Source organism: Hymenobacter volaticus, from assembly GCF_022921055.1.
GTDB classification, from domain to species: Bacteria; Bacteroidota; Bacteroidia; order Cytophagales; family Hymenobacteraceae; genus Hymenobacter; species Hymenobacter volaticus.
In genome coordinates this window covers 233,403-252,505 of record NZ_CP095064.1, presented here as the reverse complement: position 1 = coordinate 252,505, position 19,103 = coordinate 233,403, and the positions used below count along the sequence as shown (strand labels likewise).

20 protein-coding genes and 2 pseudogenes are annotated in these 19,103 nt (G+C 58.1%); 9 read left to right on the top strand and 13 right to left on the bottom strand.

Annotated elements, in window-relative coordinates; all coding sequences use genetic code 11:
* Nucleotides 1-39: 39 nt before the first annotated feature.
* The 10 genes and pseudogenes from MUN86_RS26710 to MUN86_RS26675 all read right to left on the bottom strand — a co-directional run bounded on the left by MUN86_RS26710 (nucleotide 40) and on the right by MUN86_RS26675 (nucleotide 8,175).
* Nucleotides 40-576 carry an NADPH-dependent F420 reductase gene (locus MUN86_RS26710; protein WP_245126843.1) on the bottom strand — a complete coding sequence of 179 codons (537 nt, stop codon included), beginning with the start codon at nucleotides 574-576 and terminating at the stop codon, nucleotides 40-42.
* Entirely contained in the window at nucleotides 530-784 is a 255-nt protein-coding gene (locus tag MUN86_RS26705; RefSeq protein ID WP_245126842.1) for an NAD(P)-binding domain-containing protein, read from the bottom strand. Before MUN86_RS26705 ends, MUN86_RS26710 begins: the two co-directional genes overlap by 47 nt.
* A gap of 96 nt (nucleotides 785-880) precedes the next feature.
* Entirely contained in the window at nucleotides 881-1,156 is a 276-nt protein-coding gene (locus MUN86_RS26700) for an ArsR/SmtB family transcription factor (protein WP_245126841.1), read from the bottom strand.
* A 93-nt stretch (nucleotides 1,157-1,249) separates the two neighbouring features.
* On the bottom strand, nucleotides 1,250-1,924 hold the full coding sequence (locus MUN86_RS32035; RefSeq protein ID WP_311182415.1) for a TolC family protein: 675 nt from the start codon (nucleotides 1,922-1,924) through the stop codon (nucleotides 1,250-1,252).
* Nucleotides 1,906-2,676, bottom strand: a complete 771-nt coding sequence (locus tag MUN86_RS32030) for a TolC family protein (RefSeq protein WP_311182414.1) — start codon at nucleotides 2,674-2,676, stop codon at nucleotides 1,906-1,908. Before MUN86_RS32030 ends, MUN86_RS32035 begins: the two co-directional genes overlap by 19 nt.
* Nucleotides 2,677-2,681: 5 nt before the next feature.
* Nucleotides 2,682-5,875, bottom strand: a pseudogene (locus MUN86_RS26690) (efflux RND transporter permease subunit).
* A 12-nt stretch (nucleotides 5,876-5,887) separates the two neighbouring features.
* Entirely contained in the window at nucleotides 5,888-6,373 is a 486-nt protein-coding gene (locus tag MUN86_RS32025) for an efflux RND transporter periplasmic adaptor subunit (RefSeq protein ID WP_502592245.1), read from the bottom strand.
* A 92-nt stretch (nucleotides 6,374-6,465) separates the two neighbouring features.
* Nucleotides 6,466-6,879: pseudogene (locus MUN86_RS32810) on the bottom strand (efflux RND transporter periplasmic adaptor subunit); the annotation flags it as partial.
* 430 nt (nucleotides 6,880-7,309) lie between these two features.
* Nucleotides 7,310-7,597 carry an ArsR/SmtB family transcription factor gene (locus MUN86_RS26680; protein ID WP_245126840.1) on the bottom strand — a complete coding sequence of 96 codons (288 nt, stop codon included), beginning with the start codon at nucleotides 7,595-7,597 and terminating at the stop codon, nucleotides 7,310-7,312.
* 386 nt (nucleotides 7,598-7,983) lie between these two features.
* Nucleotides 7,984-8,175: a hypothetical protein gene (locus tag MUN86_RS26675; RefSeq protein WP_245126839.1), complete on the bottom strand. Its 192-nt coding sequence runs from the start codon at nucleotides 8,173-8,175 to the stop codon at nucleotides 7,984-7,986.
* 570 nt (nucleotides 8,176-8,745) lie between these two features.
* Here MUN86_RS26675 and MUN86_RS26670 point away from each other — a divergent pair.
* Together MUN86_RS26670 and MUN86_RS26665 are read left to right on the top strand one after the other, a co-directional pair.
* Nucleotides 8,746-8,892: an alpha/beta hydrolase family protein gene (locus tag MUN86_RS26670; RefSeq protein ID WP_245126838.1), complete on the top strand. Its 147-nt coding sequence runs from the start codon at nucleotides 8,746-8,748 to the stop codon at nucleotides 8,890-8,892.
* 192 nt (nucleotides 8,893-9,084) lie between these two features.
* A complete protein-coding gene (locus MUN86_RS26665; protein ID WP_245126837.1) occupies nucleotides 9,085-10,065 on the top strand; it encodes an alpha/beta fold hydrolase in 981 nt (326 codons plus the stop codon).
* 189 nt (nucleotides 10,066-10,254) lie between these two features.
* Here the strand turns inward: MUN86_RS26665 and MUN86_RS31430 are convergent, their stop codons facing one another.
* Nucleotides 10,255-10,386: a hypothetical protein gene (locus tag MUN86_RS31430; RefSeq protein ID WP_280640666.1), complete on the bottom strand. Its 132-nt coding sequence runs from the start codon at nucleotides 10,384-10,386 to the stop codon at nucleotides 10,255-10,257.
* Nucleotides 10,387-10,658: 272 nt separating this feature from the next.
* Nucleotides 10,659-10,907: a hypothetical protein gene (locus tag MUN86_RS26660; protein WP_245126836.1), complete on the bottom strand. Its 249-nt coding sequence runs from the start codon at nucleotides 10,905-10,907 to the stop codon at nucleotides 10,659-10,661.
* Nucleotides 10,908-11,270: 363 nt separating this feature from the next.
* Between MUN86_RS26660 and MUN86_RS26655 the strand changes: the two genes are divergently transcribed.
* From MUN86_RS26655 to MUN86_RS26640, 4 genes are all read left to right on the top strand, one after another.
* Nucleotides 11,271-12,149: an SDR family NAD(P)-dependent oxidoreductase gene (locus MUN86_RS26655; RefSeq protein WP_245126835.1), complete on the top strand. Its 879-nt coding sequence runs from the start codon at nucleotides 11,271-11,273 to the stop codon at nucleotides 12,147-12,149.
* Between the two features lie 104 nt (nucleotides 12,150-12,253).
* Nucleotides 12,254-13,198: a helix-turn-helix domain-containing protein gene (locus MUN86_RS26650; RefSeq protein WP_245126834.1), complete on the top strand. Its 945-nt coding sequence runs from the start codon at nucleotides 12,254-12,256 to the stop codon at nucleotides 13,196-13,198.
* A gap of 600 nt (nucleotides 13,199-13,798) precedes the next feature.
* The gene (locus tag MUN86_RS26645) at nucleotides 13,799-14,026 is read left to right on the top strand and encodes a hypothetical protein (RefSeq protein WP_245126833.1); all 228 of its coding nucleotides are present in this window, start codon (nucleotides 13,799-13,801) and stop codon (nucleotides 14,024-14,026) included.
* A 174-nt stretch (nucleotides 14,027-14,200) separates the two neighbouring features.
* Nucleotides 14,201-14,419 carry a DUF4287 domain-containing protein gene (locus MUN86_RS26640; RefSeq protein WP_245126832.1) on the top strand — a complete coding sequence of 73 codons (219 nt, stop codon included), beginning with the start codon at nucleotides 14,201-14,203 and terminating at the stop codon, nucleotides 14,417-14,419.
* Between the two features lie 638 nt (nucleotides 14,420-15,057).
* Here MUN86_RS26640 and MUN86_RS26635 read toward each other — a convergent pair.
* The gene (locus tag MUN86_RS26635) at nucleotides 15,058-16,164 is read right to left on the bottom strand and encodes an acyltransferase family protein (RefSeq protein ID WP_245126831.1); all 1,107 of its coding nucleotides are present in this window, start codon (nucleotides 16,162-16,164) and stop codon (nucleotides 15,058-15,060) included.
* Nucleotides 16,165-16,738: 574 nt separating this feature from the next.
* Between MUN86_RS26635 and MUN86_RS26630 the strand changes: the two genes are divergently transcribed.
* The 3 genes from MUN86_RS26630 to MUN86_RS26620 all read left to right on the top strand — a co-directional run bounded on the left by MUN86_RS26630 (nucleotide 16,739) and on the right by MUN86_RS26620 (nucleotide 18,981).
* Entirely contained in the window at nucleotides 16,739-17,377 is a 639-nt protein-coding gene (locus tag MUN86_RS26630) for a vWA domain-containing protein (protein ID WP_245126830.1), read from the top strand.
* Nucleotides 17,378-17,575: 198 nt separating this feature from the next.
* A complete protein-coding gene (locus MUN86_RS26625) occupies nucleotides 17,576-18,733 on the top strand; it encodes a protein phosphatase 2C domain-containing protein (RefSeq protein ID WP_245126829.1) in 1,158 nt (385 codons plus the stop codon).
* The gene (locus MUN86_RS26620; RefSeq protein ID WP_245126828.1) at nucleotides 18,679-18,981 is read left to right on the top strand and encodes a hypothetical protein; all 303 of its coding nucleotides are present in this window, start codon (nucleotides 18,679-18,681) and stop codon (nucleotides 18,979-18,981) included. Before MUN86_RS26625 ends, MUN86_RS26620 begins: the two co-directional genes overlap by 55 nt.
* Nucleotides 18,982-19,103: the final 122 nt, after the last annotated feature.

Genomic DNA, 19,103 nt, shown 5'->3' with positions numbered 1-19,103 from the left:
GATTTTGTTAAAAAGAACCTAGGAATTAGCATGGTCCGGCTACCCCTTACCTAGCTGCCGGGCGCGGTTGCCGGCCACCACTTCTTTGCGCGTAGGCCACGCTTCGCGTTGCAGCAGTTCCGAGATAATCTCATCGCGTATCTGCGGGGCCTTGCCGGGCACGGCGTTGGCCAGGGCCTGGGTCAGCTCGGGGGCCGTGAGGTCGGTGCAGTAGGCCGGCGTGCCCGGCTGCTGCCGCCACGAGTCGGCCAGGCTACCCCCGTCCACCACGTCGAAGCCGAAGTCGTTGCAGAGGTCGGATAGGATTTGTTTGGCGCGCGCGTCGTCGCCCGCAATGGAAAGGGCAATGCGGCCGGGCGTGCCGGGAACGGTGCCGCCGTTGGCAATCGTCTCGGCCAGCAGGTTGTTGAAGGCTTTCAGGAGGGGCGGCCCAGCTGCTCGGCCGCCAGCACACTCTCCGGCTGGCCTTGCTCCAGTGCCTCGATTTTCTCGTCGCGGAAGGGATAGTAGTTGCCGGTGTCCACCACGATTACCTCGGGGGTAGCGACCGGAACAGGTCCTTGGGAAACTCGGCAAGCACCTTGAACGGCACGGCGATAAACACAAGGTCCACGTCCTGCACCACGTCTGGCAGGGTGGCAGGGCTAGCCCCCAATTCCTGGGCTTTGCGAGCCAGCTCGGTCGGCTGGCGGGTGTTGGTTACTTTCACTTGGTGGCCGAGAGCAGCCAGGTTTTTGGCCAGGGAGCCGCCGACGGGGCCGGTGCCAATGATTCCGATTTTCATGGGATGGGAGTTGAGTAATTTATCGTTTCCACGACAAGGACCTGCTTCGTCCCTTCCTGAAAACGCATTGTTAAGCAGTGGCTGGCGGTCAGAGAACTACCTCATCTTCAGCAACTGCAGAAAGCTTTCCAGCTCCTGCAGCTTTTCTGTATTGATAGTCAAATACATGTTGCGGCCTTCCTTACACGAATCAACCAGCCCCGCATCTACCAGCGCCTTGACGTGATGCGACATAGCTGGCTGACTGATGGGCACAACCTCAAACAGATGGGCGCATCCCAGCCGCTGCGCCCGCGCAATCTCCTGCAACATGCGCAGGCGGCTGGGGTCGCTCAGGGACTTGGCTAGCTTGACGAGAGACTTGGTATCCATAACAGGAGGGTGGGGAGAGGAGGATTTTGCTTGGCATTCGCTGGCCGAAGTAGGGAGGGTGAACAGAGTCGATAGCAGCTTGTAAGACGTTTCCTATTGCCAGCCACCGCCCACGGCCCGGTACAACTCCACATTGGCCCCTAGCTGGGTGCGTTTCAGCGAAGCCAGCTCCAGTTCGCTTTGCAGCGCGTTACTCTGGGCCGTGATGACTTCCAGGTAGCTGGCCAAGCCGCTACGGAACAGCAGGTTGGCATTGGTCGTTGCTTGGCGCAACACCTGCACGCGCTCCGTGGCGATGGCCTGCTGGGTCTGCGTGCGCGTGATTTGTCCTAAGGCATCCGATACTTCGCCCACCGCCACCAGCACCTGCTGGCGGAACTGAATCACCGTCCGCTCGCGGTCAATCTGGGCCTGCTGGTACTGCGTGCGCAACGCCCCGCGCTGAAACAATGGCTGGGTGAGCCCCGCGGCGGCCGTGCCAAACAGCGAGGCCGGCACGCTAAACCAATTGCTGGCCTGGAAGGCGTTGAGGCCGCCCTGGGCCGTGATGGCCAGCGTGGGGTAGAGTTGCGCTTTGGTGTAGCCCACCGTGGCGTTGGCCCGGTCGAGGGCCAGCTCGGCACTGCGCACGTCGGGCCGCCGGGCCAGGAGCGCCGCCGGCACCCCGCCCGCGGCCACCACCGGCACTTGCACCCGCAGCAGGTTGCCGGTGCGGCTAATGCCGCCTGGCATCCGCCCGGCCAAGATGCTCAGGGCATCTTCCTGCACCGTGATGGCCTGCTCGAACTCGGGATGAGGCCGGCCGCCGTCAGGCGCTGCACCTCGACCTGCTGCACAGCCAGGGCCGTTACTTGGCCAGCGGTGAACTGCAGCCGGGTGAAGCGCAGGGTACTGTCGGTGAGGGCGAAGTTGCGCCGGGCCACGGCCAACTGGGTGTCCAGCATGAGCAGGTTGTAATAGCCCTGGGCCACTTGCGCCACCACCTGCGTTTGCACGGCTTTGCGGGCTTCCTGGCTTTGCAGGTAGGCGGCCAGCGCCTCCTGCTTGCGGCTGCGGATTTTGCCCCAGATGTCGGCTTCCCAGCTGATGGCCGGCGCTAGATTGTAATCCTCGATGTGCTTGGTGCCCAGAAACTGGCTGAGGGAAATACCGTTCAGGCTGTTGTTGGAGGGCCGATTGGTCGTTACGCCCGCTTGCAAGGTCGCGGCCGGAAAGTAGCCGAGCCGAGCCTGCTTGAGCGTGGCCTGCGCCGAGGCGATATTCTGAATAGCTTGCTGCAAGTCGTTGTTGCGCCGAGTGGCGCTGTCGAGCAGTTGCTGCAAGGCCGGCTCGGTGAAAAAGCTTCGCCACGGCAAGTTGACCACGGAAGTTGTATCGGCGTTGGTTGCCGTGCGGTAGGTGGCCGGCAGCGGCAGGGCAGGCAGGGGGACGTCTTTCGACACGTTGCAGGAGGCTGCCAATAGCAGCCCGGCCAGCACCAGCGGTAGCTGGTGCCAGAGAGTTTTTCTAGAAGTAGTCATGGGGGTTAGCTAACCGTGGCGTGGGCCGGCACCCGCTTCAACTCAGCGGAAGCCGGGCTGGGCGCTTGGGAACCGGGCGTACCGCTGAGGCGCTCGTTCAGGCGTTGAAAAATCACGAATAGCAACGGGATGAGGAACAGGCCGAGCACCACGCCCGTGAGCATGCCGCCCGCGGCCCCGATGCTGATGGAATGGTTGCCCTGCGCGGAAGGACCCTGAGCCCGCATCATGGGCAGCAGCCCGACCACGAAGGCCAGCGAGGTCATCAGGATGGGGCGCAGGCGCGAAGCCGAGGCATTGAGCGCGGCCTGCACCAGCGGCTCGCCCGCGTGGCGGCGCTGCAAGGCAAACTCCACAATGAGGATGGCGTTCTTAGCCAGCAGGCCAATAAGCATAATCAAAGCCACTTGCACGTAGATGTTGTTGGTGATGCCGGCAAAGCCGATGGCCGCGAACACCCCGACCATGCCCGCCGGCAGCGACAGCAGCACGGCAAAGGGCAGAATGTAGCTCTCGTACTGGGCCGCCAGCAGGAAATACACGAACACCAAACACATCAGGAACACGACAGTCGACTGATTGCCCGACGAGATTTCCTCGCGCGTCAAGCCCGAAAACTCGTAGGTGTAGCCCGAGGGCAAGTACTTCTCGGCTACCAGCTCCACGGCCTTGATGGCATCGCCGGAGCTATAGCCTTTTTTGGGCACCGCGTTAATGGTCAAGGCATTGAAGAGGTTGTAGCGCGAGGCCGTTTCCGGCCCGAACACCCGCTTGAGGCGCACCAGCGTGGCCAGGGGTACCATCTCGCCCCGGTCGTTTTTCACAAACACCCCGTTCAGGGCCGAGGGGTCGGCGCGGTTGGCCTTGTCGGCCTGCACCACCACCCGGTAGTACTTGCCAAAGCGGTTGAAATCCGAGGCCTGGGCGCTGCCGAAGTAGGCCTGCATGGTTTGCAGCACGCGCTGCACGCCCACGCCCAATTGGGCCGCTTTCACTTCGTCCACTTCCGCCTCCAGTTGAGGATAGTCGGCCCGGAATGAGGTGAAGGCGACGCCAATAGCTGGCTGCTTCATCAACTCGGCGATAAAGTCCTGGCCTACCCGCCCGAGCTTGGGCAGCTCGCCGCCGGTGCGGTCCTGCAACACCACTTCCAGGCCTTCCACGTTGCCAAAGCCCGGCACGGTGGGCGTGGTAAACACGAACGTATCGGCCCCCTTGATGGTCGCGGCCGCCTTTTCGCGGATGGTGGCCATGATGGCGTTGATGTCCTGCACTTCGCCCCGCTCCGGGATGGGTTTCAGAATAACGAACGCCGTGAGCGCCGAGGCGCTGTTCGACGAAGTCAGGATGCTAAAGCCCGTCAGCAAATTGATTTTCTCGACGGACGGCATGGTCCGTAGTTGCTCCTCCAGCTGCAAGCCCACGTGGTTGGTGCGGTCGAGCGACGCGCCGGCCGGCAAGGACATGGCAATAGCCACAAAGCCCTGGTCTTCCGACGGGATAAAGCCGGAGGGCGTGCGCTTGGCCAGCCAGCCGGTAAGCACGGCTACCAGCACCAGGCCGCTCAGCCCCACCCACTTGTGGCGGAGCAGGAACTTGATACTACCCACGTAGCGGCTAGTCAGCCGCTCGAAGCTGCGGTTGAAGCCCGCAAAAAAGCGGGTTTTAAACGTGCTCGGGCGGCGTGGTCCCCGTCGTGCGGGGTGTGCTTGAGAAAGAGCGCCGCCAGGGCGGGACTCAACGTCAAGGCGTTGACGGCCGAAATAACGATGGCAATGGCCATGGTAAAGGCAAACTGGCGGTAAAAAACCCCCGTCGAGCCGTCCATTAAGCCCACCGGCAGAAACACGGCCGCCATCACCAGGGTAATGGAGATAATGGCCCCGGTAATTTCGCTCATGGCCTGCGTGGTGGCCGCTTTAACCGAGTGGGCGCCTTCCTCCAGCTTGCTGTGCACGGCCTCCACCACCACAATGGCGTCATCGACCACGATGCCGATGGCCAGTACCAGCGCAAAGAGCGTGAGCAGGTTGATGGAAAAGCCCACCAGCTGCATGAAGAAGAACGTGCCCACGATGGCCACCGGCACGGCAATGGCCGGGATCAAGGTCGAGCGGAAATCCTGCAGGAAGATGAACACCACGATGAACACTAAGATAAAGGCCTCCACCAGCGTGTGCTCCACCTGCTCGATGGAGGCATCCAGCGCCGTTTTGGTGGTGTAGAGCGTCTGCTGCTTCACGCCTTTGGGCAGGTTTTTTTCCAGCTTCTGCATCACCTGCGCCACGGCAATCTGCAGCTCGTTGGCGTTCGAGCCGGCCGTTTGGAAGATGCCGATGTTGATGCCCGGCTTGCCCGAAATGCGCACGTCGCCGTTGTAGGTCGCCGAGCCGAATTCGACGCGCGCCACGTCCTTGAGGCGCAGCATCGAGCCGTCGGCATTGGCCCGGACGATCATGTTTTCGTAGTCCGTGGGCTGGCTGCGCTTGCCTTTGTACTTGATGACGTACTCGAAGGCTTCCTGGCTGCTCTCGCCCAGGCGGCCGGGGCGGCCTCCAGGTTTTTGTCTTGGATGGCGGCCATCACCTCGGCCGGGGTGAGGTTGTAGCTGGCCAGCTGCGCGGGGTTCAGCCAGATGCGCATGGAGTAGGCGCGGTTGCCCCCAAACAGTACCGCCGACCCGATGCCCGGAATGCGCTTGAGCTCGGGCACCAGGTTGATTTGGGCGTAGTTGGTTAAAAAGGTTTGGTCGTACTGGCGCGCATCATCGGAGTAAAGGTTGAGCACAACCACCATGCTGTTCTGCTGCTTGGCCACGGTCACGCCCTGCTGCACCACCTCGGCCGGCAATTGGCTGGTGGCCTGCGCCACCCGGTTCTGCACGTTCACGGCCGCCTGGTCGGGGTCGGTGCCCAGCCGGAAACTCACCGTAATCGCCAGCGAGCCGTCGTTGCTGGCCGTCGAGCTCATGTACACCATGTTCTCCACGCCGTTGATGGATTCTTCCAGCGAGGGTGCCACCGAGCGCAGCAGCGTCTCGGCATTCGCCCCCGGATAAGTAGCGGTCACCAGCACCGCGGGGGCGCAATGTCGGGAAACTGCTGAAGCGGCAGCTTCCACAAGGCCAGCCCCCCAAAATCACCAACAAGATGGAGATGACGGTGGCCAGCACGGGCCGCTCAATAAATACTTTAAACATGACCGAAAACGATTAATTCTGAACGGATTGAGCAGCGACCTTGCCCGGCACGGCGGCGCTGGCCTTCGGAACCTGAGTGGGCTGAATGATTTGGCCTTCCTGCAAGTGGTCCACCCCCTGCAGCACGATGCGGGAGCCGTTTTTCACGCCCTCGCTCACCAGGTAGTTGGCGCCGCTCTTGCCCTGAATAGTGATGGCCTGACGGCTAACGCGGTTGCTGTCGCCCACCGCGTACACGAACACGCGGTCCTGCAGCTCGACCGTAGCAGCGGTGGGAACCAGCAGCACATTGGGGTGCGCTAGGGCCAGTCGGATGGTGCCCGTGTTGCCCGAACGCAGCAGCCCATTGGCATTGGGGAAGGTGGCGCGCAGCGTCACGGCCCCCGTCGTTTTGTTGAACTGCCCGTCGACCATGTCCACTTTGCCGCGCGTGGGGTAAGTGCTTTGGTCGGCCAGCACCAGGGCCACCGGCGGCAAGTGCGCAAGCTTGTCTTGCAACGTCCGGCCGGCGTACTGCTGGCGGAAGGTGATAAAGTCGTCTTCCCCAGCGAGAAGTAGGTATGCACCTCGTGCACATCGGAGAGTTGGGTTAGGGCTTGGGCATCGGTGGGGCCTACCAGACTGCCCTGCTTGGTTTGCAGCCGCCCCAGAAAGCCGCTGACTGGCGCACTAATGGTCGTGTAGCCGAGGTTAATGCGGGCGCTGCTGACCTCGGCCTTGGCGCGCTGCAAGTTGGCTTTCGCTATAACTAGGGCCGCCTGCGCCGTTTGCAGTTGCACCTCCGACACGACCTTGTTCTGCACCAGCGGGGCGAATCGGTCGACTTCCACTTGCGCGCTGGTCACAGCCCCGACCGCCGCTTGCTGAGCCGCTAGCGCATTATTCAGCCGCTCCCGGTAGGGCGCGTCGTTGATTTTGAACAGCGGCTGACCTTTGCGTACGGCTGCTCCCTCATCCACTAGGATACGATCGAGCACCCCCGCTACCTGCGGTCGAATCTCCACGTTGACGACGCCCTCAATGGAAGCCGGGTAATCTTGATACGTGGTTTCAGTGCTGGTATGCAGTATTTGTACCGGTAGGGCTGGGGGGCCAGTATTTGTTGCGGGGCTTGCTGCTCCGCGCAGCCCGCCAGCAGCACGCTGCCGGCTAAAAGAGAAGATAGTTTCATCAGTAAAAAGCGACCCAGACGAGGGTAGTGGGTGAAGTGGTAAGTGCGGTGAAAGGCGACGAAATGATGCTAATTCATCAACTAATAAGCATGTACTTATGTGATAAGGCAAAAAAAAAGCAGAGGCAAAAGCCTTTGCTGGCAGCGGCTACCCTTCTTACTAAGTTTTAGCAAAAGTACGTATCATAAATACATAAGCAACTAATTATGTTTTATTAAAGCAAAAACCCGTTGGCAATACCGCCGACGGGCCAAGGAGCTAGTTACAGCTTAGCACTAGCCGGTTTCAGCAGTTGCAGGAAGTCTTCCAACTCCCGCAGCTTGTCGGCATTGATGGACATGTGCATATTCCGGCCTTCTTTGTGCGACTCAATTAAGCCCGCTTCGGAGAGGGCTTTGAGGTGCTGGGACATCGAGGGCTGGCTGATGGGCACGTATTGAAACAAGTCGGCACACACGGCGATATCCCCTTTTGCAATTTCCTGCAACAAGCGAAGACGGGTAGGGTCACCCAGGGATTTGGCTAATTTGACGAGAGACTTGGTATCCATGTGGCAAAGGTAGGAAATATCTATAACACATGCGCATGAGTTGATGTGTCGAAAACCAGCGCAAGAATGAAAAGGTTCTCCCGCCTGCTAATCCACTATGCCATACCAGGGTTGGTGCCCTGCGCGAAACAGTGACTCCAGGGAGCTTTTTACGGGGCGTACCGCAGGGCTAAGTGCTGCTTACGCCTAGTTCATCACCAGCCTATCGTGTTGTCTAGCCTGTCTTGTCCTGAAACAGGGTGACGGTTCTGATAACTCGTAATCTATTTCAGGACAGGTACTCGGCTAGGCGTTTCGTAAATCGAGCGTTTTCGTGGACGAAACAACATCATCTTGTTCAAAAAAACGCTCCAATAGCAGGACAGACAAGACCAGGATGCTTGATCCTAGAGAGGAGCGTTCCGGCCAAAGTAGACTTGGGGAAGCCTTTTGGCCGTATCAATCCGCACCTGCCTACCCCGCTCGACAATGCGCCAGGGCAGCGGCTCATCGATAAAATCGGTGCGGGTCATGAGTTGCAGGTTGTGTTGCTGCAGCACCCGGTCGATTTCCTGATGTAGAGCCCGAGGGTTAACCAAGAGGGTAGGATATTTTGTGTCATAGACAAAGACTAGATAGTCTCGGTGACGCGCCCAAAAATGGGGATAGCGGTGCTGCGTTTGAGGGTGGATGCTCACTTGACTCAGATACACGCATTGCCCGGCATCGATTCCCATCCACGAAAGGGCGACCACCGCTCTCTTTTTCTCTACATGAACTTGGGTAATATAGCGTTCGATGTAGCCGTGTATAGTGGAATCGAGCGTTATTTCATACAAAGCAGGAGCCGGTTGCGCCACCGCAGACGACTCTCCCCGATCGGTACACGAGTACAGCAGCAAACACAGCCAGAAGAGCAACCAGGAGGATAACGGCATAAAGCGACTTTAATAAGTAAGCTCTAGTAAAGTATAGCCCCATTTCCTTGAAACATCCTAGTTAGTGGCTCAAAAAAGGTGCTTTACAAGAGATTTGTTATAAACCGGAAAAGTGATAATTTTCATGCTACCCAGTTGATGAGACACATTACTTTTTCCTGTTGTGCATTCGTCTGAGTTCGCTAAAAAATATACAGCTCCGTTGACTGGATGCACGCCGGCCGGGAAGACATGCTTAAAAAGCTGGACGCCTTTCGGATCTACCACGAGGTGCACACGCTCCCTGATACGCCGCATACTTTTCCCCTGTTTACGCCGTGGTTTGCGCCAACGCTAGACTACACCGCGGCCTTTTTAGACAAGGTTTTCAAGCGTTAGTCTTTATAAGATGGCTGAGGTAACTGAACGAGTCGTCAGAACCACGTAGAGACGCCTACTTGCGTCTCGCCGAGCGCGCCGGCCGAACGGTTTTGTTCAACGACAAGACGCAAGTAGGCGTCTCTACGTCGATTTAGTGGCCTTTCTTACTAGCTCAAACAACTTTTAAGAAGTCGACCCATCAGTCAGTTTATGTCCTCACCTTCACGCTTACAACACTGGTTCCGGCTCCTGCTTTCTTGCACGGTGCTGGCGCTGCTACCTAGCTTGGCCTGCGCCCAGGCATCAGCTGTGCCGCCCAAAACGCTAGCCCACCCAACCACGGCCGCGCTAGCCAGCAAGAAAGGTAAAATTGCTATTCCTGGCGCGCAGCTGTACTACGAGGAAATCGGGCGCGGCGCCCCGGTAGTGCTGCTGCACGGCCATTCCTTTGACCGGCGCATGTGGGACCCGCAAGTGGCGGCGCTGGCGCGGCACTACCGGGTTATTCGTTACGATATGCGTGGCTACGGCCTATCGTCGGTGCCCGTGGAAGGTCAGCAATTCCTGCACGCCGACGATCTGTACCAGTTGCTCCAAGCCCTGCATATTCCCAAAGCCCACTTGGTGGGGGTCTCGCTCGGCGGTTTTGTGGCCGTCGACTTCATGGCCCTGCACCCCGAAAACGTGCTGTCGGTGGTGTCATGCAGTGGCAGTATTTACTCTAGGCCGGGACCCGAGCAGCCTATCACGGAAGTTGAGGTGGCGCGCCGCCGCACCGAAATCACACAGCTGCAAGCGCGTGGCACTACCGCTTTCAAAGCCCAGTGGCTAGCATCCTTATTGAAATCAAGCGGGCCGGATTCCGTCCGGTCAGCACCCTTGCTGCGCCAAATGGTGCAGGATTGGTCGATGTGGCAGCCGCTGCACGTGGAGCCTAGGGTGTTGCTCGGCCACTCGCTCGTGCCCCAGCTCCGCGCCCACCCGGTGCAAGTGCCGTTGCTGTTGCTGGCTGGCGCCCGTGAATCAGTTGCTCGCCAGCAAGACAATCAAACGCTTCAACAACTCGTGCCCGGCGCGCAAGTGGCCGTAGTGCCCAATGCCGGCCACGTCGCTAATCTCGACAATCCGAATGCGTTTACGCACACCATTATTTATTTCATAGAATCTATACGTAACACTCACAAACTATAGTTACTAACATACCAAGGCACTGAAAAAGAGAGCTAAGGCAGAGCTATTCCTGACAGAAATTAAAGTTAGCAGGTCACGCCCCGGTCTGAGCCCGTTTGCAGCGCGGCCTAGTCTGCCAAGTATAAGAGATTGTCGCGCAAGACACTGCAGCTACGCGGTCGGGTTGCACCAAGCGGCAGACAGCGCTACTTACCTGAGCAACACATCCACCGTGTGCCACTGCTGCACGTGCGCATGCTGGTGGTGCAGCACTGCCAGCAGCGTGGCGGTCCGGGTTGAGGTAGATGGTGGACCCAAACGAAAAGGGCGTACGTGCAGCAATGACGAGGGAGTAGTGGACGGTTCGGGAAACGGAAGGCGGCACCAGTCACGTAGCGTAATGTGACTAGCTACAACCAGCGCGGCGGGATCCAATGTGGTTCGGGATCCCTGCTTTGAGGAAAGCAAGCGCTGGCAAACCAGACACCAGAGGCCATAGAAACAGGGCAAACAGCCGCATTATGGCCGGTTTTCTACACTACCCTAGACGGGAGTGACGGCCGCTTAGGCAAGGAGTGGCCTTCTGCAACAGCCACGAGCGTTTTGCGAGACGCTCAAAACGTTAAATCCGACAGTCCAGCTTTAACGCGAATTTGTGCTCTTACTCTTGCGCTACCCCGATACATACGCTGGATACCGGCTTTGGCCAGGCGGCGCAGGTTGGCCACCACCGACTTGTTGTCGTCACTAACGACGTATTTCAGGGCGTGGCCATGCTCGCGGTCGATGCCCATGTCGTCCCCGCCCACGGGCAGGTTCCGAATGTGTCCCACCGAGGCAGCTACCTGGTCGTCGGGCCCCACGTAGCCCCTTCTTTTTTAATCGTGTTGGGACTTTCAACGATACGATAATATGCTTCCTGCCGGCTAGCTAGTGCGCAACGAAATTACCAAGCCGAATTAGCCCTGGGAAGAAAAAGGAACGAGGAGTAAAAAGGCGGGGGTGAAGGGGATGAGTTGGCTACGAATAGCAGCGAAGTTAGGGCTTGAGCTATGGGTTTGTTGACGAAAAGCTGTGGTATCGCTGCCCTCGTAGCGGGCGAAGAAGTCTTAACATCGTCTAAGGGGATAAACCTTGTTTTGCCTACGCTATTCCCCGATTCGCCTACAATAGCAGGTGCTGCCGCTGGCAATCTTTGCCGTGTTATTCACGCAACCAAACACTTCATGGCACCACAGCAAACAACGGCCAATGGCGCGGCCACCGCACCGGGCAAAGTATGGTTTATCACCGGCGCCTCGCGGGGCTTCGGCCGCATCTGGACCGAGGCGGCCCTGCAGCGCGGCGATAAAGTGGCTGCCACGGCTCGCACGCTGGCCAGCCTGGCCGACCTGTCGGGCATCTACGGACCCAACGTGCTGCCGCTGGAGATGGACGTCACCCAACCCGAGCAGGTGGCAGCGGCCGTGGCGCACGCGCACACGCACTTCGGGCGGCTCGACGTGGTGCTCAATAACGCCGGCTATTCGCTGGTGGGCACCATCGAAGAAGCCCCCGCGGCCGACGTGCGGGCGCTTTACGAAACGAATATTTTTGGCACCCTGTCCGTCATCCAGGCCGCCCTGCCGTTGCTGCGGGCGCAGGGCAGCGGGCACATTATCGGTATTTCCAGCGGGCTGGGCTTGGTGAGCCTGCCGTTGATTGGCTACTACTGCTCTTCGAAGTGGGCCTTCGAGGCAATTCACGACAGCCTGGCCGCGGAAATCAAGCCCTTTGGCTTGCGCGTCACGCTGGTGGAGCCAGGCGCCTACGCCACGGAGTTCGGCAGTGAGCAGTCGCTGAAAGTTGCCCCTGCCCTGGACGTGTACACCGATTTGCGCACCCAGGTTATGGAGCGCCTGAAAGGGTCCGAAGGCGGTGACCCGCAGGCCACGCCCGCGGCGCTATTTGCCGTGGTGGATGCGCCCGAGCCACCGCTCCGTTTTTTCCTGGGCAGCCAGAACCTGCCCTGGGTGCGGGCCGCCTACGCCGAACGGCTGGCCGGCTGGGAGCAGTGGGCAGCCGTGTCGGAAGCCGCGCAGGGCCCGGCCCGCCAGTCCCGCTAACTGGGTAGTTGGCAACCGCGGAGGTAACTTTCTTCGCGCTATCTTCGGTCTTTCGCCCCCGGCGGCAAGCGCCACCACGCCTCGCCGCCGGGGCTCTGCTGCCCATGAAAAAACCCGAAACCGGTCCGCTCCGCTTTGCCTCCCTGGCCGAGGCGCACCAGGCGCTGGGCCTACCCAAGCCACAACACCCGCTGATTAGCCTAGTGGATGCGAACGTCCACCCGATGCACTCCGCCTCAGCGCACGGCCCCCACGTGCTGAGCTTTTACAAGATTGCGCTCAAAACCGGGGGTGCCGGGCAACTGGCCTACGGGCAAGGGCGCTACGACTTCACGGACGGCAGCTTGCTGCTGGCGGCGCCGAACCAAGTGCTGGGCGTTGGCGGCTCGTCGGAGGCGGGCTGCCAACGGGGGTGGGTGCTGCTGGTGCATCCGGACTTTCTGCTGGGCTACCCGCTGGCTAAAACTATCAAGCAGCACGGCTTTTTCTCTTACGCCACAAACGAAGCCTTGCACCTTTCCGAGAAAGAGCAGGCCGCTCTCGTGGCCCTATTCGGGAGTATGGCGGAGGAGCTTAACAGCCGGCTCGATGCGCTAAGCCAGGACGTGCTGCTGGCGCAACTCGACTTGCTGCTGACTTATACGCAACGCTTTTATCAGCGGCAGTTTCTGACCCGGCGACCGGCCACCCGCGCCCTGCTCCAGCAGGTCGAGGAGTTGCTGGATGCCTATTTCGACGCCCAGCAGCCGCTCGTACAGGGCCTGCCGACCGTGCATTACCTGGCCGAGCAGGTGCATATGACCCCGAGCTACCTGAGTGACACGCTGCGCTCGCTTACCGGGCAGAATGCCCAGCAGCACATCCACCACCGGCTCATTGAGCGGGCAAAAGAGCGCCTAGCAGTTACCAACCTCACGGTGGGCGAGATTGCCTATGAGTTGGGGTTCGAGCACGCCCAATCATTCAGCAACCTGTTTAAAGCCAAAACCAGTACTACCCCCTCGGCCTTCCGGCGTACGTTTACCACTGGCCGGCAGGAGCGACAGTAGCCGAAGCGACTTTAGCTAGGCAGCATTCCTTGCTGACGGCGCCTCAAGCAGCCCGTTTCCGAAGCCGAGAGTATGCGTCGTCGCATCGAAATCGCGCAACCTGCAAGCGCGCAGCACCGCTGCCTTTAGGATTCGGTGGGTGAGGCCTTTGTAGAAAGCAAGCGGGCCAGGCTTCCGTTCGTGCGGCTCCTTCTGCGCCCGATGGGGCCAGAGAGGGCGATGGGGCAACCGCCGCCCGTCGAGCCCCGCCCACTGCGCGGTCACTCGCTCGTGCCCCGGCTATAAGCTCACCCGGTGCGAGTGCCGCTGCTGGCTGGGCAGCGCGAGTCGACCGCCCGCAGGATAATGAAACGCTGCAACAACTCGTGCCCGGCGCGCAAAGTGCAGTGGTGCCCAACGCGAGCTAGGTCGCTAACCTCGACAATCCGGCTGCATTTATGCCGACTGTTCTGCATTATCTGGCCACTCCAGTAGAGATGCTTGTCCAGTAGAGTAGGGTACCCCCAATCAGCCCCTAAGCTAAAGCAGGCAAATGCGAACGCTGGCTTACTACGCTGGCTATTACCCAAGGACCTACCCAATTCTATTCTGTTAGCTTAGGTGATATTTTGGGGAAGCGGGTTGCTGCTGTTTGAGAATCCAAACGAGCGAATGACGCTTAAACCCACTGAAACCAAAGTCTTCCGGGGCGGGGATATAGCGCTCTACTATACCCCAACTGAGCGCGAAACAGCACCCCTTCCTAACTTAACTGCATTTGCTGCCCATTGCAACGAGAACTTCCCATCACGATACGACTTACTCTTCAACCGTGGTCTGCAGGTCTAAATTCACGGTCCGTAATTTTCACGGAGCCTAGTTCCGGGCGGGTATCCCCGACAGGCATGGCAGGTCCACATGGCCCTTATCAGTGCGTAGCCTAGCGCGCCGAAAAACCTGCTCGTAATTTTCAGAGGTACCCGCTTAACTCTTTTAGCTCACCTCATTTAGAAAACTAAAGCCATGTCTTTTCAAGCCTACCTCGACAACATCCAAGCCAAGACGGGCAAAGGGCCTGACGACTTCAAGCAACTCGCGGAAGCAAAAGGCTTCGTAAAAGACGGGCACTTGGTTGAGTCGATTAAAGCAACGGTCATCACGAACTGGCTCAAAGAAGAATTCGAGCTGGGACATGGGCATGCCATGGCCATCTATGCCAGCCTGAAAGGAAAGACAGAATGAGAAGACCATCCCCTCCCAGTGGGAAGTAACGGTCCAGCACCTCTATAGGCAAGGCTGAAGGAAGAGCGTTACGTAGGGTAGTAGCAGGCAGCGAGTTTACTTTCCTGGAGTAAAAAATGGGTACACGAGATAAACGGATGACCATTTCGTAGGCATACCAATGCCCGCTGGCCGTGCACGAGTGACCAAGAAGGCACTGGGGCTGTGGCAGAAGTCTCACGCCGGCTTGGGGGGCTGACGAACGAGGTGAACAGGTGGCAGAAAAAGCCCCTTTTCGCAGCTTTCTGGTGGCTCATCCGTCTTGTTTCGATCGTATGAGTCTCGTGCGGCGAGTTCTGCCACAACCACGACCTACTATAAGGTGTTAATGGGCTTGTATTTTGGAGTATTAAAAAGGGTCTGTGGCCAAGGGCCACAGACCCTTTTTTGCTGCCCTGCTCTACTATCCGGGACCCGACAACGAAGCATTGCAAGGCTGACATAGCGCCTGGGTAAACGCCTAGTTACCCCTTGGGAAAGCTTTTCTACGAAAAGCGCACTTTTGTCTCCCTTCATCCGACTTCCTCACGCCTGCCCGGCGAGCGGCAGGATGATTGTTGGAAATGAGCCGGGCGGCTCTAGCAACCAGCAACCGCTCCTCATGCAAGGGGCTGCTTACGGGTTAGTTTCCTATTTAAGTAGGCTCGCAGCGGCGCATCTACCAGCACCAGCGTCCCATAGGCCAATAGCACTAAGAAAAGCAGGCCGAGCGGAATCAGGACAGCAAACGAACTCGGGGAGGGCTTATACTTTTCCACGTAGCTCAGAAACACCCACAAGAAGGGGTAGTGCACCATGTAGAGCGGATACGAGAGGGCGCCTAAAAAGCGGCAGAGCGGGGCATAACGCGGCGTGAGCGGCGCCCCGGCGCCCAGGGCGACCAATAAAGGAAAGTAGAAGAGCACGACCACCGAATCGGTGAGCCAGTTCACCGGCTTGGAGAAGGGCAAGACGAAGGCGGCAACCAGCAACAGGCCGATCAGCGGAAACCCGAGGCGGGAAACCAGAATCCACCGCGCCCGGTACACCACAATCCCGACCAAAAAGGAATAGCTCATCCGAATTGCGCCGGCCCCAAACGTATCCCCGCCAAAGCCCACCCCGAGAAACGTGGCCGTGCGGGCCTCATAGCAGAGCGCGATGGCCGCTAGGAAGGTCAAGACGGCGAGCAGGGGCGGGCGCAGCCGCACCAGCACGAGCGCGTACGCCACATTGGCCACGTACTCCCAGAACAGTGACCAGGTGGGCGGGTTGAGGTGGAACAGATTAAAGTAGCGTTCGGGCACGAGCGGATACGGGATCATCAGGCACGAGGCCAGGAAGAGCAGTCCGCTTTTGTTGGCGTACGTTGCATACAGGTCGCTAAAGGGATCAAACCGAAAGCTGAGCCATCCGAGTACGGACCCGACGAGCACCAGGGGGTGGAGGCGAATCAGGCGGCGGAGCAGAAACGCCCGGATGCCTATTGTTGCCAGCCGCGCATCGTAGGCGCTGGCGATGACGAAGCCAGAGAGGCAGAAGAAGAAATCGACGGCGAAGTAGGCATGGGCAATGAAGTTGTCGGCGTAATTGGGCACGGCGAATTCCATGAAATGGAAGAGCACCACGGCCACGGCCGCAATACCGCGCAAGCCATCCAAGACCCCGAAATAAGGCGCGGTCTGCGGAGCCGGAGCCAGGAGAGGCGTCTGAAGTAGGGTATTCATGGCGGGGCGAGGAGGGAAGAAACGGAAGTAAGCGAACGGTGGGATCTACCGATAAAGCAGCAAAACAAAACGGGGACCGCCCTTCCTAAGGGTAGGGCGGTTGCCTAAGAGAATGGACACCGAGCTAAGGTAAATCGTTTTAGCAGGTGAATCCAAATTAGTACGGCGAGCAGTCGCAAAAGCCGGTTAGTGGACAAGTCGGCTGGATTCCGTTTCTTAGTTATGAATAGGAAAGAGCAGAAAGCATACTGCTCGGTTTCAGGAGATTAACTGTAACCCCCCTTTAGGTTACTTCTCCAGGTCCTTGGGCCCTAACCGATGCCCTAACGGGCGAAAAGAGTAAAGGTCAAACCTTCCTTATATTACTGGAAAACCTTGCCCACGGGCGTGCGTTAAGCATTTCAACTGCTAATTTTTTGAAGACAGGACATTATAGCTGTTTTTCGAAAATGACGCGTAGAATACAGTCTGTAGCGTAAGAGCCCTTTTCTGCAGTAGAATTGGCTTCGGTTTCTGGCTTGCGCGAGCCGCTAGAATTGCAGAGTTTATCAACAACATTTCAAACCCTGAAACGATGAGGAGACTACCCGTCTATTTAGTATTGGACACCTCTGGTTCCATGACCGGCGAGCCCATTGAAGCAGTTAAAAATGGGGTTCAGGTTATGATCAGTTCGTTGCGGCAGAATCCGCAGGCGATTGAGACGGCCTTCATCAGCATCATCACCTTTGATAGCGAGGCCAAACAAGTGGTGCCCTTAACCGACTTGGCTTCGTTTCAGATGGTGGACATCCGAGCTACCGGCACTACCAGCTTAGGCGAGGCGCTGAAATTGGTTTCCACCTGCATGGACAATGAGGTAACGAAAACCACGGCCGAGCAAAAAGGCGACTGGAAACCCCTGGTGTTCATCATGACGGATGGTATTCCCACCGATGATTGGCAGATTGGCCTGGAAGAATTCCGCAAACGGAAAACCGCCTTTACCGTGGCCTGCGCCGCGGGTAGCGCCGCCGATTCGGCGTTGTTAAAGCAGATCACGGAAAATGTCGTCAGCCTGGATACCGCCGACAGCCAGAGCATTGCCAAGTTCTTTACTTGGGTGAGTGCTTCCATTGGCGTTTCCTCTACCAAGGTGGAGGATGGCGGCCAAGAAGTGACCGGCATGGGCGAACTACCTCCACCTCCTGCGGAGTTGAATATCGTTACCTAAGCGAGTAGCACCGCACCAGGCAAGGAAGAGGCGGGAAGATATCTTCCTTTAGCCTCTTCCTTGTTTTCTGCAGTAGTAGGCTCAGCGACCAACGCCAAGCAGGTAGCCAAAGCCTACCGGGTAGCCTGAACGGCAACCGGGTTGGCTAAGAGGGAGCCCACCGAAAAAGAGTGTAAAACCGTAAGCCCCACAGCAGGAATGGCCGATGCAAAACAACTGGTGACTGATCTTTTCAACCGCAACGGCATTACCATTCCCGAGCACCGGATGCAGCTGTTCGACCGCTTTTTAGAGGAAGAACAGAACCTTGCCATTCTCCACCAACTCAGCAAAAACCAGGAACAGCTCATGGCGAATTGGAAAACCGAGGACAGAATAGCTGAGATCGTGCAACAGCCCATTCGTATTCCCAACGCTACCGTGGGCAAGCCTTACGCGGCTCCCTTTGACTTCGAGCAATACGGTTGGAACGACCTTATCGCCTTTCGAATAGAAGGTCTGGAAGCCCTCGGGCTGACCTACAGCGCCGAAAACAACCAGCTTACCGGGGTTCCCACCCAAAGCGGCGACCTCAAGTTTTCAATTCACTTCAAAGTGGAAGGACAACCGGAGGAAGCGCCATTTCACCAAAAAGACATTCCGCTCATCATCAACCCAGACCCCAAAGGCCTCTGGAAAAACCTGGCGAGCGACAAGAACGATCCTTACTGGAAGGAAGACGAGGTCACTTTGTTCTCGCCACTAGGGGACCGGCACCTGCTGGTTTCTTCTAAACGCGGACGCTCCCACGCCAATGTGGGCTCGTTCCGGGAAGATGACTTTGCCTATAAGGAGCTGCCCAATGGCTGGAATGTCGTGGTGGTGTCGGATGGGGCCGGGAGTGCGAAACTATCCCGAAAAGGATCGGCGCTGGTCTGTGCCGGCGTGGTCAACTATTTTCTGGACCCCGCCTCGGTAGAAAGCATGATTGAGTTTGACGACTTACTCCAACAGCACGCCAGCCAAACCGGGGACGACACCCAGAAAAACCTGAACCGTTTCGTCTACAATAACTTGGGCAAAGCGGCTTTTCAGGTGCATAAACAACTGGAAAGCTTCGCCAAGGCGCAGGAGGTCACGCTGAAAGATTTGAGCAGTACGCTCATCTTCACTTTGTTCAAGAAGTACGACGTGGGGTACGCCTTGCTTTCCTTTGGCGTCGGTGATTGCCCCATTGCCGTGCTCAGCAAAGACGTAACCGAAGTGACGCTTATGAACTGGATTGACGTGGGCGAATTCGGGGCGGTACCCGATTTATCACCATGCCCGAGATTTTCCAGAATGAAAAGTTCGCTACCCGTTTCGGGTTTAAGCTGATCGACGACTTCTCGTACCTGATCATGATGTCCGATGGCATCTATGATCCTAAGTTCGTGGTAGAGGCGAACCTGCCTAACATTGCCAAGTGGCAGGAGTTTCTGGCTGATTTACAGGGGCAGAATGAGGATAAGGCCACGGTGGAACTGAGCACCACCAACCCCGACATTGAAGCGCAACTCTCCCGCTGGATGGATTTCTGGAGTTCCGGCAATCACGACGACCGAACGCTGGCCATCGTTTTCTAGCTCTTGCCTACCAAGTAACTGGCAACCGAATCTCGACTAGGTTACTTACAATTTATAGAATTGAACCTGTGAGCCAAAGCAGTAGCCCCACCTTTTCCAGTAACCTCGGTCAACCCGCGAAG